Source organism: Parapusillimonas granuli (genome assembly GCF_013416525.1).
In the GTDB taxonomy this organism is placed as follows: Bacteria; Pseudomonadota; Gammaproteobacteria; order Burkholderiales; family Burkholderiaceae_B; genus Parapusillimonas; species Parapusillimonas granuli.
Genome location: NZ_JACCEM010000004.1, coordinates 346,415 through 360,988 on the forward strand (window position 1 = coordinate 346,415; position 14,574 = coordinate 360,988).

Below are 14,574 nucleotides of genomic sequence, written 5' to 3' on the forward strand. Positions count from 1 at the left end.
CGGCAGCCGAAAATCCATAGGTTGATATTTATGACTCCATACCCAGAGCTTTGTGATACCGGCCCGCGTTGGCAAATACGGTTCTGGTCCGTATTCTGCGGTCAAGCTCTATCTCTCGTCGGCTCGGCGCTGACGCAGTTCATTTTGCTATGGTGGATCACTGATACCACGGGTAGCGTCAGCGCGCTGGCCATGGCGGGGCTTGTGGTTCTTCTTCCTCAGGCCTTGCTAGGCCCAATCGGCGGAGCGCTGGCCGACTGTTACAGCCGCCGGTTCATCATGATTTCGAGTGATACCGTTAGCGCCCTTTGCATGGCAGTGTTGATCATTCTGTTCCTGACGGATAATGTAGAACTCTGGCACGTCTATACGATGATGCTTGTCCGCAGTGCCATGCAGGCGTTCCAGGCACCCGCCGCAGCAGCCAGCACGGCCATGCTAGTTCCGCGGGCCTTCATACCCCGTGCCGCGGGCCTAAACCAATCGCTTCAAGGTGTCATGCTAGTGGCCGCCGCGCCGCTCGGGGCGTTGGCGCTGTCTGCCATGCCGATCGGATATGCGCTAGCCATCGATGTCGTCACCGCTCTCCTGGGCGTCGTTCCTCTGTTGGTGTTCAAGATCCCACAGGCTCGGGCAGCAGACGCTCAGATCACGAGCTTCTGGGCAGACATCCGGGACGGCTTCGACGTGGTATGGTGTAACCCGGGGCTTCTGCGTCTTTATGCCCTAATGGCTGTCGTAGTCATGTGCGTCATGCCTTCCTTCACGCTCGTTCCTTTGCTTGTGAAAGAGCATTTCGGAGGAGGTGCCTCGGAGGTTGCTTTGATGGAGGGACTGGCAGGTGTCGGTATGTTGGCGGGAGGTGTTTTGGCCGCCGTCATCGCGGCAAAGAACAAGGTCCTCTGGATACTCGGAAGCTTCGCTATTTCCAGCTTCCTTTTGGGGACGGTTGGATTCGCGCCTTCCAACATGCTGTGGATCGCGGTCGTTTTCTGGTCGCTAAGTGGCACCGCCTATATCCTTGGCAGTGCGCCGATGACGGCGCTAATCCAGACAACGGTGCCGAATCATCTGCAAGGTCGCGTCTTGTCGTTGCTGACCACGGCGATGGCGGTGGCCGCGCCCGTTGGCCTTGCCACGGCGTCTCCATTGGGCGAAGTCATCGGTATCCGCTGGCTCTTTGTCGTGATGGGTTTTGCCAGTGGCATCATCACCTTGCTTGGTTTTGCTTCACGACCGATACGAGCACTACAACGCCAATAAGTTTACTGATAAATCTCGGTCCTGGGACCTGCCGGCAAATTGCGCCCCCCCACCCAGCCGTTACAGGTTCTCTTGATAGAAAGGAATCAGCCTGGCGAGCGCCTGGCCGACCGGCTCCGGCTGGTCGTACAGGTCGTAGTGCGAGCAGCCTTCGACGACCACCAGTTCCTTCTTCCGGGAAGCAGCGCGGCCGATGATTTCGCAGCCGTCGCGGTAGGCGCCACAGGCTCCGACCTGCTCGCCTACCACCACCATCAGCGGTTGCGTGAGCAAGGTCTTGGCATGGCTACCCGGCGACACCCGCCGTCCAGAAAGAAGCGGACGTCCTGAGAGGCATAGCTTGCCAGCGCTGCGCGACCGCGTGGTGACGGCGCCTATGACAGCCAGTTTTCCACGACCAGCCCGCGAATCCGCTCGAATTCCCCGGAGTTCCCCGTCACGAGGGTCATGCCGAGCGAATAAGCCTGGGCGCCGATCAGCAGATCATTCGCGCCGATAGGGTTGCCAGCCGCCTCCAGTTCGGCGCGAATGCGGCCGTATTCGGCGTCGGCCGGAATATCCAAAGGCAGAATGGGAATTGCCTGCAAGAGGCTTTCAACCCGGGCCGACAGCTTTGCGGAGCCCTTCTTTGCGCAGCCATAGCGCAGTTCGGCCGCGACGATGATGCTGGTGCAGATCCCTTGAGGGCCGACCCGCTCGATGTGATGACCAGCGGGGCCATCCGGGTCGCGCAGAAGCGCACTGATGATGCTGGCGTCCAGCAGGTAACCGCTCACAGGACATCCTCCGGCACGGCGGGTGTGTCGGAGATGTCGGGGAACCGGTCTTCAAGAGCAAGCGGCTCGTCTTGTCTCCATCGAGCTAAAAGCTCGATGACATTGCATATGCCAAAGCATTGGAACGAAACCAAGCACTAAATTCCCCACACCCAATGCCGTTATCAATCTAATCGACGGCCGATATCGCAATCGATCCTGTTCACCGCCAATCGAGACCGAATCAACATGTGGGAAATCGGGAAGATGTTCATAGATCCATCCCTGGATCTTCCATACATAGACGGAAGCCACAACCTTGGGCTGGTCACGCTGTCGGTGCTCGTGGCCGTGTTCTGCTCCGTCATGTCCTTGCTGACGGCCCGGATCGCGCGCGGCTCGGATCTCACCCTGCATCGCCAGATCGCCATAGGCACCGGCGCCATCGCGCTGGGCGGCGGCATCTGGACCATGCATTTCATCGGCATGCTGTCCTTCGAGCTGTGCGCCGCCGTCAGCTACGACCCGACCGTCACCATGCTGTCGGTGCTGCCCAGCCTGGCCGCTTCCTGGGTCGCCTTGCAGATACTGTCGCGCAAGGACGTGCGCGGCTGGCCACTGGTGCTGGGCGGCGTGCTGGTCGGGCTGGGCATCGTGACCATGCACTACAACGGGATGGCGGCCATGCGGATGACGCCCATCCTGCGCTACGACCCGCTGGTGTTCTCGCTGTCGGTCGTGCTGGCGATCGCGCTGGCCATATTGGCCCTGTGGGTGCATTTCGGCCTGCGCCTGGCCCGGCTGCGGCCCCTGCCGCGGCTCGTGCTGAGCGGAACCGTGATGGGCGCCGCGATTTCGGGCATGCACTACACGGGCATGGCGGCGGCGCGCTTCATCGGAACGCCCGAAGACGCGCTGAACGCGGTGCTGATCAACAATACCTTCGTCTCGCTGTGGCTGTCGACCTTCACCATCACGGTGACCGTGCTGGTCACCTCCGTCAACGGGCTGATCCGCTATCGCCAGCTCTATCGCAAGATGGAAGACAGCGAATCGAGCATACGGGCCATCGTCGACACGGCGGTGGACGGCATCATCACCATCAATCACCACGGCTTGATCCGCGCCTTCAACCAGTCGGCGGAACGGCTGTTCGGCTGGAAGGAGTCCGAGGTGATCGGCCGCAACATCAAGATGCTGATGCCGGAGCCGTATCAGTCCGAGCACGACGGCTACCTGCACAACTACATGAGCTCGGGCAAACCCAAGATCATCGGCTCGGGCCGCGAGGTCACCGGCCTGCGCAAGGACGGCAGCCTGATGCCCATGCGGCTGGCGGTGGGGCAGGTCAACCTGCCGGGCGCGCCGCTGTTCGTGGGCTTCGTGACCGACATCACGGCGCAGCGCGAGCTCGAGTCCTCGCTGAGGGAAGCGGCGGAACGCGCCGAGCAGGCGGCGTCCGCCAAGACCGCCTTCCTGGCCAACATGAGCCATGAGATCCGCACGCCGATGAACTCCATCATCGGTTTCACCGAGCTGCTGCTCAAGGACCAGCTCACGCCCGAGCAGCGCGGCTACCTGAACATCGTGCGCAAGTCCTCGCATTCGCTGCTGGGCCTGCTCAATAACATCCTGGACACCATCAAGCTGGAAAAAGCCGCGGTCAAGGTGGAAAGCATAGATTTTTCGCTGAAGGAACTGGCGGTCCAGATCATCAACTCCCTCAGCCTGAACGCGTCGGCGAAAGGCCTGCTGCTGAGCTTCCATTACCCCGACGACATGGGCGAGTATTTCGTCGGCGACCCCTTGCGCATCCAGCAGGTGCTGACCAACCTGATCGGAAACGCCATCAAGTTCACCGAGCAGGGCGCCGTGACCGTGGAGTTCAGCCATGAAGCGGGTGTGGTCCACATCGCCGTCAAGGACACCGGCATAGGCATGAGCCCCGAGCAGGTGGAAAGCATTTTCGACCCCTTCACCCAGGCCGACGTCTCGATCAGCCGGCGCTTCGGCGGCACGGGGCTGGGCACGACCATCTCGCGCCAATTGGTGAAGCTGATGCAGGGCACCATCCATGTGGACAGCGCGCCCGGGCAAGGCAGCACCTTCCATATTCGCCTGCCCCTGCCGACCGGGCGCCGCCCGGATCCCGTCGCGCCCAACGCAAGCGCGCTTGCGCTGCCGCCCCTGAACATCCTGATCGCGGACGACGTCGAGCAGAACCTGGAGCTGCTGACGCTCATCCTGCTCAAGAGCGGCCACGACGTGACCTCGGCCCGGGACGGGGAAGAAGTCCTGCGCAAATTCCAGCAAGGGCGCTATGACGTGGCCCTCATCGACATACACATGCCGCGCGTGGACGGGCTGACGGCGACGCGGCGCATACGCGAGCTGGAGCGCCTGCAGGATCTGCCGGCCACGCCCATCATCGCCCTGACGGCCAGCGTAATGGACGCCGACCGCCACGCGGCGCGCGCCGCCGGCATGGACGGCTTCGCCGTCAAGCCGCTGGATGCGGTCCAGCTGACCGCGGAAATCGCACGGGTGCTGAAGCTGGCCCCGCCCGAAGCGGCGGCCGGCCCGGAAAGCGACGAAGACTTGCCGGATGCGCAGATCGACTGGGCCGCCGGCGTCGCGCTCTGGGGCGGCGAGCAGCGCTTGATGGACGCGGCCACGGGCTTCCTGGCCGCGGTGGACCAGCGGCACCCCTTGCCGGACGGCTCCGCGCCCATCGCGGACTGGCCGTCCGTCCGGGACAGTCTGCACGGCATACGCGGCGCCGCCGGCAATCTGTCCATGCCCGGCATCGCCCGGCACGCGGCCGCCCTGGAAGAAGCCTTGCGCGCCGGCCTCGTGGACGACCTGGCGCCCAGGATCGCCCGGCTCAAGCGGATGCTCGCCATGGCGTCGCAAGAGCTGCGCGAGCGCCGGGCCGCGGGGCCGCAGGAGCCGCCGCAAGCCGATTCGGCCTCGGCGGCCGGCCTCCCGCCCGCGGCCGCCGCGCACATCGAGCACGCCCTCGCCCAGCTGGAGCGCCATGAAATCGACGACGCGTCGCTGCAGCCCATTTTCGCGAGCCTGCGCGCCCATGGGGCGGCGCGGTTGCACGCCCAGCTGAGCGAAGCGCTGGATTCCTTCGACTTCGACCGCGCCCGGACCTTGCTGCGCGAAGCCGCGTCCGTCCTGCAGGCGCGCCCCTCCGACAAGTGAAGCGCATCATATGGAAAGCATGAAAGGCAATCGCCGGACGATACTGCTGGTGGACGACGAACCCACCAATTTGCAGATTCTTCGCCACACCTTGCAGGACGACTACCGCCTGCTCTTCGCCAAAGACGGCCTGAAGGCGCTGGACATCGCCGGCGCCGAAAGCCCCGACCTGATCCTGCTGGACATCATGATGCCGGGCATGTCCGGCTACGAAGCGTGCCGAAGGCTGAAGCGCAATGCCGCCACCGCCCCCATTCCGGTGATTTTCGTCACCGCGCTGTCCGAGGCCGCCGACGAGCAGACCGGCTTCGATCTCGGCGCCGTCGACTACATCACCAAGCCTTTCAGCCCCCTGATCGTGAAAGCCCGGGTCCGCACGCATCTGTCGCTGGTGCAGGCCGAAACCTTGCGCCGCACCCGGCTGCAGATCGTCCAGTGCCTGGGCATGGCGGCCGAGTACAAGGACAACGAAACCGGCATGCACGTGATCCGCATGAGCCATTATGCGCGCGTGCTGGCCCTGGCCGCGGGCTACAGCGCCGAGGCCGCCGAAGACCTGCTGCACGCGGCGCCCATGCACGACGTCGGCAAGATCGGCATCCCCGACGCCATTCTGCAGAAGCCCGGCAAACTGACGCCGGCGGAGTGGGCGACCATGCAGGGGCACACCGAGATCGGCGGCAAGATCATCGGCAAGCATGCGGACGGCCTGCTGGCCATGGCCCGGGTCATCGCGCTGAATCACCATGAAAAGTGGGACGGCAGCGGCTACCCCAACGGCTACACGGGAGAGGACATACCCCACGTGGCCCGCATCGTGGCCATCGCCGACGTGTTCGACGCGCTGACCAGCGTGCGGCCCTACAAGCCGGCGTGGACGGTCGAGGCCGCCATCGAGCTCATCCGCAGCGAGAGCGGCCGGCACTTCGACCCGGATCTGGTCGAGCGCTTCATCGGCTGCCTGCCCGAGATCCTGAAGATCAAGGAGCGCTGGACCGACCACGAGGGCGCGCCCGGCGAAGACGCGAACGCCGGGGCGCCGCCGGCCAGGGCCTATTAACGTCAAAAGGCGGGCGGCACCGGCCGGCCGGCGCCGCCCGCCCGTTCAGACGTTCACCAGCTGCTGCGCCGCCAGGCCCTGGACCAGGGCCTCGACGGCGGGATCGGACGCCGCGGCCTCCGCATTGGCGTTGGCGTCGATGACCGTCAGGGCCGCCATGTTGACGATGCGCCGCACGGTGGAGCTGGAGGTGAGGATGTGCACCGGCGCGTTGGCGCCCAGCAGGAAGGGGCCGACGGCCACGTTGCTGCCCGCCGCCGTCTTCAAGAGGTTGTACGCGATGTTGCCGGAATCGACGTTGGGGCAGACCAGCAGGTTGGCCGCGCCTTTCAGCCGGGAAGACGGCAGGATGCGCAGCCGCAGCGCTTCGTCCAGCGCGCAGTCGCCGTGCATTTCGCCGTCGATTTCAAGCCCGGGCGCCTTGGCCAGCACGAGTTCCAGCGCCCGGCGCATCTTGGCGCCCGAGGCGGAACTGCCCGACCCGAAGTTGGAGCGCGACAGCAAGGCCACCTTGGGCACCAGGTTCAGCCACTTCATCTGCTCCGCGGCCGCGATGGTGAATTCGGCGATCTGTTCCGCGGTGGGGTCGTCGTTGACGTGCGTATCGACCAGCGCCACGGTGCGCTCGTCCAGCAGCAGGATGTTCATGGCCGCGTAGGTCCTGGCGCCCGGCTTCAGCCCGATGACCTGGTCGATGAAGCGCAGGTGCTCGTGGTAGCTGCCCACGGTGCCGCAAATCATGCCGTCGGCGTCGCCTAGCTTGACCATCATGGCCCCGATCAGGGTCAGCCGGCGCCGCATTTCCACGCGCGCCATTTCCTTCGTGATGCCGTTGCGGCACATGAGTTCCCAGTACGCCGTCCAGTACTGGTGGAAACGGACGTCGTTCTCGGGGTTGGTGACTTCGACGTCCTCGCCCAGGCGCAGGCGCAGGCCGTATTTCTCGATGCGGGACATCAGCACTTGCGGACGGCCGACCAGGATGGGGTGCGCCAGTTTTTCGTCCACCACCACCTGCACCGCGCGCAGCACGCGCTCGTCTTCCCCTTCGGTGAAGACGATGCGGGTCTTGCCGCCGTCGCGCACCTGCTGGCGCGCCATGGAGAACAGCGGCTTCATGAAGGCGCCCGAATGGTAGACGAAATGTTCGAGCTGTTCCGCGTAGGAGGCCAGGTCGGCCAGCGGCCGCGCGGCCACGCCGCTGTCCATGGCGGCCTTGGCCACCGCGGGCGCGATGCGCACGATGAGGCGCGGGTCGAAAGGCTTGGGGATCAGATACAAAGGCCCGAACGCCAGGTCGTAGGTGCCATAGGCCGCCGCGACCACCTCGTTCTGTTCTTCTTCGGCCAGCCCGGCGATGGCGTGCACCGCCGCCAGCTCCATTTCACGCGTGATGGTGGTGGCGCCGACGTCCAGCGCACCCCGGAAGATGTAGGGGAAGCACAGCACGTTGTTGACCTGGTTGGGATAGTCGGACCGCCCCGTGGCCATGATGACGTCGTCGCGCACCGCATGCGCGGCCTCGGGCAGGATTTCCGGCACCGGATTGGCCAGGGCGAGGATCAGGGGGCGGGGCGCCATGCGGGCGACCATTTCGGGCTTCAGGACGCCGCCGGCGGACAGCCCCAGGAAGACGTCGGCCCCGTCGATGATTTCGGCCAGCGTCCGGAGCTTGGTCTTTTGCGCGTAGCGTTCCTTTTTCGGATCCATCAGCTTCTTGCGGCCATGGTAGACCACGCCTTCGATGTCGGAGACCCAAATGTTTTCCAAGGGCAGGCCCAGGTCCACCATGAGGTCCAGGCACGACAAGGCCGCCGCGCCCGCCCCCGACACCGCGACCTTGACCTGAGCGATGTCCTTGCCGGCCACTTTCAGGCCGTTGATGAAGGCGGCCGATACGCAGATGGCCGTGCCGTGCTGGTCGTCGTGGAACACCGGGATCTTCATGCGTTCGCGCAGCTTGCTTTCGACCTGGAAGCATTCGGGCGACTTGATGTCTTCGAGGTTGATGCCGCCGAAAGTGGGTTCCAGCCCGGCGATGATGTCCACCAGCTTGTCCGGGTCGGTTTCGTTGATTTCGATGTCGAAGACGTCGATGCCGGCGAACTTCTTGAAGAGCACGCCCTTGCCTTCCATGACGGGCTTGGACGCCAGCGCGCCGATATTGCCCAGCCCCAGCACCGCCGTGCCGTTGGTGATGACGCCCACCAGGTTGCCGCGCGCCGTGTAGCGGAAGGCGTTCATCGGGTCGTCGACGATTTCTTCGCACGCGGCCGCAACGCCGGGCGTGTACGCCAGCCCCAGATCCCGTTGCGTGACCAGCGGCTTGCTGGCGTTCACGGAAATTTTTCCGGGGGTGGGGAATTCGTGATAGCGGAGCGCCGCTTCCCTGTCCGTCATGCTCATGTCTTGTCCTCTTTATAAGTTGGGCGCATTGTCCGCGCTTTCGAGCCTGCAGCCCATTCTACGCAGTAAACATAACTAGACCATTCTTAATAAATATGATTACATAACCGTTTCAATATGGATGCCGCATCATGAAACGCTTCGACGCCGAACAGGTCGCGCGCAGGCTGACTTCCAGGCTGCGCATCCGCCATCTGGCCCTGCTGCTGCGCATCCAGGAATACGGCTCGCTGACCCGGGTGGCCGAAGCCATGGCCACCAGCCAGCCGGCGGTCACGAAAGCCCTGCTCGAACTCGAAGACATCTTCGGCGCCCAGCTGTTCGAACGCTCGGTGCGAGGCATGGCGCCCACGGCGCTGGGGCGGCTGGCCATCGCGCGCGCCGAGGCCATCATCCACGACCTAGAGCATCTGGCGCGCGACATGGAAGCCGGCCTCAGCGGCTATGCCGCCCATCTTCACATCGGCGTCGTGCCCTTCGTGTCCGGCAAGCTGCTGTCGGCCGCCATCCGGCGCAGCTTTCCCGAAGGGGGCAAGCGGCTCACCGTGACCATACACGAAGGCCCCAGCGACCAGCTGCTGCAGCAGCTGCGCGACCACACCCTGGACCTGGTGGTGGGGCAGGCGTCAGCGGAGGCCGACACCCGGGAGCTGGCGTTCGAAGTGCTGTACAGCCAGCAGCCGCGCCTGATCGCCAGCCGCCGCCTGGCGGCCCAGCTGACGCGCCACAAGCTGGACTGGCGCAGGCTGAACGATCTGGACTGGATACTCGGCGCGCCCCAGACCTCCATCCGCGACCAGGTCAGCGCCCTGTTCCTGGGGGCCGGCCTGACGCCCCCCGCCCCCATCGTGGAAAGCCATTCCAGCAAGCTCATCGGCGAAATGATCGTCGACAGCGATTCGGCGGTGTCCATCGTGCCGGCCGACATCGCCGACGAACTGGTGCGCGTGGCGGGCGTCGCCATCGTGCCCTATCGGTTCTCGTGGTCCCTGCCGCCCGTCGCCCTGTTCAGCCGGGCCGAAGGCAGGAAGCGGGAAGCGGAAGCCATGTTCGGCCGGGCGCTGCACCAGGTCTGCCGCCAGACGGCGTCCTATCCCCTGCCCTGACGCAAGGCAAACGGCGGCTGAAACAATCGGTTGCCAAATATTGTGCGGCGCCGCTACCGCCACGGCGAAAGAGCATTGCCTGAAATTCCCGCAAATTCATAAAAACAGCGATCAAATTCCGCTTAACATCTTGATACATGATGGCAGCCCTGGTTGCCCGTGCGCGGCGCCCTGCCTACCATGGGCGGCTCCTGAACCCTTGAACAAACAGCCATGGTGATCGAAGAATTGGCCCGTGCGGCGCCCGCCGCGGACACCCGCCAGCCCGCCTGGACCATTGCGGCGGTCCTGGACCTGTACGCCCTGCCCTTCATGGACTTGATGCACCAGGCGCAGCAGACGCATCGCCTGCATCATGACCCGAATCGCATCGAGCTCGCCAGCCTGTTGTCGATCAAGACGGGCGGCTGTCCGGAGGACTGCGCCTATTGCCCGCAGTCGTCGCGGCACGATACGGAGCTGGAAAGCGAGAACCTGATGCCGGTCCAGGAAGTGCTCGCCGCGGCGCGCAAGGCCAAGGCCGACGGCGCCCGCCGCTTCTGCATGGGGGCGGCCTGGCGCTCGCCCACCGCCCGGCAGCTCGATTCCGTTGCCCGCCTGGTCGCGGAAGTCAAGGCCCTGGGCCTGGAAACCTGCGTGACGCTCGGCATGCTCAAGCCGGGCCAGGCCGAACAGCTGCGCGACGCGGGGCTGGACTACTACAACCACAACCTGGACACCTCGCCCGAGTTCTACGGCAACGTCATCACGACACGGCGCTACCAGGACCGGCTGGACACCCTGGGCCGCGTCCAGGCGGCCGGCCTGAAAGTATGCTGCGGCGGCATCCTGGGCATGGGCGAGTCGCGGCGCGACCGCGCCGGCCTCATCGCCCAGCTGGCCAATCTTTCGCCCTACCCTGAATCCGTGCCCATCAACCAGCTCGTCAAGGTGCCGGGCACGCCGCTGGACGGCGCGCCGGACATCGACGCCTTCGAGTTCGTGCGCACCGTCGCCGTCGCCCGCATCACCATGCCCCGCGCCGCCGTCCGGCTGTCCGCCGGGCGCGAAGCCATGGACGACACCATGCAGGCCCTCTGTTTCCTGGCGGGCGCCAACTCCATCTTCCATGGCGACCAGCTCTTGACCACCCCTAATCCGCAAACCGCCCGCGACGCCGGCCTTTTCGAGCGCCTGGGCCTCACGACAGGAGCCTGACCGCAAGATGTACACCCTCATCCTCAGCATCGCTTCCAGCGTCGCCGTCTCCGTATTGCTCAAGCTCGCGCGCAAGCACGACCTGCAAGTGGACCAGGCCATCGCCGTCAACTACGTCGTGGCGGCAAGCCTTTGCCTGCTGCTCTTGCGGCCGCAGCCCGCCGCCCTGCTGGCTTCCGGCACGTCGTGGTGGGTGTTGGCGGCCCTGGGCGTGCTGCTGCCCACTATTTTCCTGGCCATGGCCGGCGCGGTCCGCCATGCGGGCATCGTGCTGAGCGACGCCGCGCAACGGCTTTCGCTCTTTCTTCCCCTGATCGCGTCGTTCTTGATTTTCAACGAGACGCTGTCGGGCGCCAAGCTGGGCGGCATCGCCGTCGCCCTGGTCGCCCTGGCCTGCCTGCTGTATCGGCCGGGCGGCAAAGCGGGCAGCGGCGAGACCGGCAAAACCATTTTCTTCCTGCTCGCCGTCTGGGTGGGCTACGGGACGATAGACATCCTCTTCAAGCAGATGGCCAAGAGCGGCGCGGCGTTCTCGAGCAGCCTGTTCGCGTCCTTCGTGCTGGCGGGGATCCTGATCTTCGGCTACCTGATCGCCCGGCGCAGCGTCTGGACCCGGCGCAACGTCGTCGCCGGGGTCATATTGGGGCTGCTGAACTTCAGCAACATCTATTTCTACATCCGGGCGCACCAGGTGTTTCCGGAAAACCCCACCCTGGTGTTTTCGGCCATGAACATCGGCGTGATTTCCGCGGGCACCCTGGTGGGCGCCGGCTTCTTCAAGGAAAAGCTACGCTGGGTCAACGCGCTTGGCATCGCCCTTGCCATCGCCGCCATCGTCATCCTCATCCCCCGCTGAGGGCTCCACCGCGGGCTCGACCGGCTGGTGCGACACATCGCTTTCGGGATGCACGCGCGGATCCAGCACAGCCACCACGTTGGAGCTCTCCAGGCTGTCGCCCATGGGGACGAACTGCGTGGGGGCGTCCTCGCTGAGATTGGCGCCCGTGACGCGCTGCGGCCTGACCGCCGCGACCAGCACCAGGGCGCAGGCCGACACGAAGACGAAATACGTCCCCGGATGGAGTTCGCGCATCAGGAAACCGACGATCAAAGGCCCGCCACAGGCGCCCAGCCCATAGACCATGTACAGGATGGCGCTCAGCCCCACGCGCCGATCGGGATCGACGTTGTCGTTGGCGAAGGCCGCGCCCAGCGGATACAGCGTGAACTGCAGAATGCCGAACGCACAGGAAAACGCCAGCAGCGCCCAGTACGGGAAAGTCCACCAGCCCCACAGCGGGATGGCCAGGGCGGCAAGCACCATGGCGTTGATGCGTATCAGCCCCACCCGCGGCATGCGGTCGGCGAGCCAGCCCAGCGGCCACTGGGCGACCACCCCCGTTGCCACCGACACCGCCAGGAACACGGCGACCTGGCTGTTGCTCAGCCCCTGCTTGAGCGCATACACGGGCGCAAGGCCGTAGAACGCGCCGATGAGCAGGCCGGCGACGAACAGCACGGTCAGGGATATGGGCACGCGCGCGACGTAATACTTCGCGTGCAGGGGCGCCGGCAATTGCAGGGCGGGGTGCAGGCGGCGGGTCAGCGCCACCGGGACCAGGCACAGCGCCGAACAGACGGCCGCAAAGACCAGCGGCTCGTAGTCGAGCTGCTTGAACATCGACAGCGACAACTGCCCCAGCACCGTGCCCACGCTGGAAAACACCATGTAGAACGCGAACACCCGACCGCGCTGGCGGTTCTCGGTCTGCTCGTTCAGCCAGCTTTCCAGGACCATGAACTGGGTGACCATGGCGATGCCCGCGAGGAAGCGGAAACCCAGCCAGATCCAGAGATTGTCGAGCAGGATCAGCGCCAGCATGGTCACCGTGACGATGGCGGCGGTGGCCGCATACGCGCGGATGTGGCCCACGCGGATGATGATCTTGTGGCCGATGCGCGCGCCGAACACCAGGCCCAGATAGTAGACGGCGATCAGGCCGCCGACCCATAGCTCGGACACGTTCTGCGCCGTCAGGCGCAGACCGAGATAGGTATTGAAGAGCCCCGAACCGACCAGCAACAATAGGGTTGCGAGATAGAGCGAAAAAAAAGCGGCTACCGTCTGAACCATTGAACCTGCGGCATGTGGGGCGGTGGATGCAAAAAAACGAGGCGGCGGGGGCTAGCCGATCTGCTTGAGCAGCGTGGCGGCGTCGCTGACTTCGAACGCGCCGCCCTCTTCCACATTGAGCTGGGTGACCACGCCGTCTTCGATCAGGGCGGAATACCGCTTGGAGCGCACGCCCATGCCGCGCGCGGACAGGTCCTGGTCCAGGCCCATCGCCCGCGTCCAGCCGGCGCTGCCGTCGGCCAGCATGCGCACGCGGCCGTTCACCTGGCAATCGCGGCCCCATGCGCCCATGACGAAGGGATCGTTGACCGACACGCACCAGATTTCATCGATGCCCTTGGACATGAACTGGTCGTAGTGTTCGAGGTAGCCGGGCAGGTGCTTGGCCGAGCAGGTCGGGGTGAAGGCGCCCGGCAGGGCGAAGAGGGCGATTTTCTTGCCCTTGACCATGTCGGCCACCTGGAAGTTGTTGGGCCCCAGCGCGCAGCCTTCGGTAGGCGTCTCGATAAACTCACCCAGGGTGCCGTCGGGCACGCGATCGCCAATTTTTATGGACATAGGATACTCCGCGAGCGATTCAGAAAAGCAACATCATACGCCGCTATCGAGCGGACCTCCAAGCCTGGGGCGGCGGCCCGACCCTTGTCCCGCAAATGCGTATATGATTGGTGGATCCACCACCATCGTCCCAACCACACAAGACACCGCCGCCATGAGCTCTTCTTCCAACGCCGGACCGGCACTCAGCCACCTCGACGAATCGGGCCAGGTCCGGATGGTCGACGTCAGCGGGAAGGCATCCACGCAACGCAGCGCCGTGGCCGAAGGCCGCGTGCGCATGAGCCCCGAGGCATACCGTTTGCTGTCCGCCCAGGAAAACGCCAAGGGCGAGGTCCTCAATACGGCCAGGATCGCGGGCGTGCTGGCGTCCAAGCGCTGCGCCGAACTGATCCCGCTGTGCCACAGCCTGCCGCTCAGTTTCGTGGGCATCGAATTCTTCCCCGACGACGGCGCCTCGTCCATCACCGTGCGCGCCACCTGCCGCACCGACTACAAGACCGGCGTCGAGATGGAAGCCATGACGGCGTGCAGCGTCGCCGCCCTGACCATCTACGATATGTGCAAGGCCGCCGACAAGGGCATCGTGCTCGAAGAGATCAGGCTGCGCCACAAGTCGGGCGGCAAAAGCGGAGAATGGAGCAATGATTAAAGTCCTGTATTTCGCCCAAGTGGCGGAGCTCACCAAGACCCGCCAGGAAGACTGGCCGCTCGACGCCCCCGTCAGCGGCGCCCAGTGGCTCGAATCCCTGATCGCGCGCTACCCCGAGCTCGCGCCCGGCAAGCGCCTCAAGCTGGCCATCAACCAGGAACATGCCCCGCTCGACGCCCTGATCCGGCCGGGCGACGAAGTGGCCGTCTTCGAACCCGTGACCGGAGGCTGAC

The 14,574-nt window shown here is 65.0% G+C and carries 13 protein-coding genes; 8 read left to right on the plus strand and 5 right to left on the minus strand.

Annotated features, from left to right (window positions below; translation table 11 throughout):
• The first annotated feature begins 30 nt into the window (after window positions 1-30).
• Window positions 31-1,263 carry an MFS transporter gene (locus tag H0A72_RS09290; RefSeq protein ID WP_180154789.1) on the plus strand — a complete coding sequence of 411 codons (1,233 nt, stop codon included), beginning with the start codon at window positions 31-33 and terminating at the stop codon, window positions 1,261-1,263.
• Between the two features lie 60 nt (window positions 1,264-1,323).
• On the opposite strand, the gene H0A72_RS09295 is transcribed toward H0A72_RS09290, so the two are convergent.
• Both H0A72_RS09295 and H0A72_RS09300 read right to left on the minus strand, forming a co-directional pair.
• A complete protein-coding gene (locus H0A72_RS09295) occupies window positions 1,324-1,563 on the minus strand; it encodes an alpha/beta hydrolase family protein (RefSeq protein ID WP_246814993.1) in 240 nt (79 codons plus the stop codon).
• 74 nt (window positions 1,564-1,637) lie between these two features.
• Entirely contained in the window at window positions 1,638-2,039 is a 402-nt protein-coding gene (locus H0A72_RS09300; protein WP_180154790.1) for a PIN domain-containing protein, read from the minus strand.
• A gap of 246 nt (window positions 2,040-2,285) precedes the next feature.
• Between H0A72_RS09300 and H0A72_RS09305 the strand changes: the two genes are divergently transcribed.
• Window positions 2,286-5,228, plus strand: coding sequence for an MHYT domain-containing protein (locus tag H0A72_RS09305; RefSeq protein WP_246436911.1), 2,943 nt, complete (start codon window positions 2,286-2,288; stop codon window positions 5,226-5,228).
• A 10-nt stretch (window positions 5,229-5,238) separates the two neighbouring features.
• Window positions 5,239-6,288, plus strand: a complete 1,050-nt coding sequence (locus tag H0A72_RS09310; RefSeq protein WP_180154792.1) for an HD-GYP domain-containing protein — start codon at window positions 5,239-5,241, stop codon at window positions 6,286-6,288.
• 45 nt (window positions 6,289-6,333) lie between these two features.
• On the opposite strand, the gene H0A72_RS09315 is transcribed toward H0A72_RS09310, so the two are convergent.
• Window positions 6,334-8,694 carry an NADP-dependent malic enzyme gene (locus H0A72_RS09315; protein WP_180154793.1) on the minus strand — a complete coding sequence of 787 codons (2,361 nt, stop codon included), beginning with the start codon at window positions 8,692-8,694 and terminating at the stop codon, window positions 6,334-6,336.
• 131 nt (window positions 8,695-8,825) lie between these two features.
• Here H0A72_RS09315 and H0A72_RS09320 point away from each other — a divergent pair, with 131 nt between their 5' ends.
• The 3 genes from H0A72_RS09320 (at window position 8,826) to H0A72_RS09330 (ending at window position 11,853) form a co-directional block, all read left to right on the plus strand.
• A complete protein-coding gene (locus H0A72_RS09320) occupies window positions 8,826-9,800 on the plus strand; it encodes a LysR substrate-binding domain-containing protein (protein ID WP_180154794.1) in 975 nt (324 codons plus the stop codon).
• 213 nt (window positions 9,801-10,013) lie between these two features.
• Window positions 10,014-10,997, plus strand: coding sequence for a biotin synthase BioB (gene bioB, locus H0A72_RS09325; protein WP_180154795.1), 984 nt, complete (start codon window positions 10,014-10,016; stop codon window positions 10,995-10,997).
• A gap of 7 nt (window positions 10,998-11,004) precedes the next feature.
• A complete protein-coding gene (locus tag H0A72_RS09330) occupies window positions 11,005-11,853 on the plus strand; it encodes an EamA/RhaT family transporter (RefSeq protein ID WP_180154796.1) in 849 nt (282 codons plus the stop codon).
• On the opposite strand, the gene H0A72_RS09335 is transcribed toward H0A72_RS09330, so the two are convergent.
• Both H0A72_RS09335 and H0A72_RS09340 read right to left on the minus strand, forming a co-directional pair.
• Entirely contained in the window at window positions 11,785-13,131 is a 1,347-nt protein-coding gene (locus H0A72_RS09335) for an MFS transporter (protein ID WP_180154797.1), read from the minus strand. The genes H0A72_RS09330 and H0A72_RS09335 overlap by 69 nt on opposite strands.
• Window positions 13,132-13,182: 51 nt before the next feature.
• Window positions 13,183-13,689, minus strand: coding sequence for a peroxiredoxin (locus H0A72_RS09340; RefSeq protein ID WP_180154798.1), 507 nt, complete (start codon window positions 13,687-13,689; stop codon window positions 13,183-13,185).
• Between the two features lie 154 nt (window positions 13,690-13,843).
• Between H0A72_RS09340 and moaC the strand changes: the two genes are divergently transcribed.
• Window positions 13,844-14,341, plus strand: coding sequence for a cyclic pyranopterin monophosphate synthase MoaC (gene moaC, locus H0A72_RS09345; protein WP_180154799.1), 498 nt, complete (start codon window positions 13,844-13,846; stop codon window positions 14,339-14,341).
• Entirely contained in the window at window positions 14,334-14,573 is a 240-nt protein-coding gene (locus H0A72_RS09350; protein WP_180154800.1) for a MoaD/ThiS family protein, read from the plus strand. The genes moaC and H0A72_RS09350 overlap by 8 nt, the downstream gene beginning before the upstream one ends.
• Window position 14,574 lies beyond the last annotated feature (1 nt).

Excerpts from the sequence above, each read along its gene's own strand:
- H0A72_RS09330 (WP_180154796.1), top strand. The coding sequence starts at position 11,005 with ATGTACACCCTCATCCTCAGCATCGCTTCCAGCGTCGCCGTCTCCGTA.
- H0A72_RS09290 (WP_180154789.1), top strand. The coding sequence starts at position 31 with ATGACTCCATACCCAGAGCTTTGTGATACCGGCCCGCGTTGGCAAATA.
- H0A72_RS09315 (WP_180154793.1), bottom strand. The coding sequence starts at position 8,694 with ATGAGCATGACGGACAGGGAAGCGGCGCTCCGCTATCACGAATTCCCC.
- H0A72_RS09305 (WP_246436911.1), top strand. The coding sequence starts at position 2,286 with ATGTTCATAGATCCATCCCTGGATCTTCCATACATAGACGGAAGCCAC.
- H0A72_RS09310 (WP_180154792.1), top strand. The coding sequence starts at position 5,239 with ATGGAAAGCATGAAAGGCAATCGCCGGACGATACTGCTGGTGGACGAC.
- H0A72_RS09350 (WP_180154800.1), top strand. The coding sequence starts at position 14,334 with ATGATTAAAGTCCTGTATTTCGCCCAAGTGGCGGAGCTCACCAAGACC.
- H0A72_RS09335 (WP_180154797.1), bottom strand. The coding sequence starts at position 13,131 with ATGGTTCAGACGGTAGCCGCTTTTTTTTCGCTCTATCTCGCAACCCTA.
- moaC (WP_180154799.1), top strand. The coding sequence starts at position 13,844 with ATGAGCTCTTCTTCCAACGCCGGACCGGCACTCAGCCACCTCGACGAA.
- H0A72_RS09320 (WP_180154794.1), top strand. The coding sequence starts at position 8,826 with ATGAAACGCTTCGACGCCGAACAGGTCGCGCGCAGGCTGACTTCCAGG.
- bioB (WP_180154795.1), top strand. The coding sequence starts at position 10,014 with ATGGTGATCGAAGAATTGGCCCGTGCGGCGCCCGCCGCGGACACCCGC.
- H0A72_RS09340 (WP_180154798.1), bottom strand. The coding sequence starts at position 13,689 with ATGTCCATAAAAATTGGCGATCGCGTGCCCGACGGCACCCTGGGTGAG.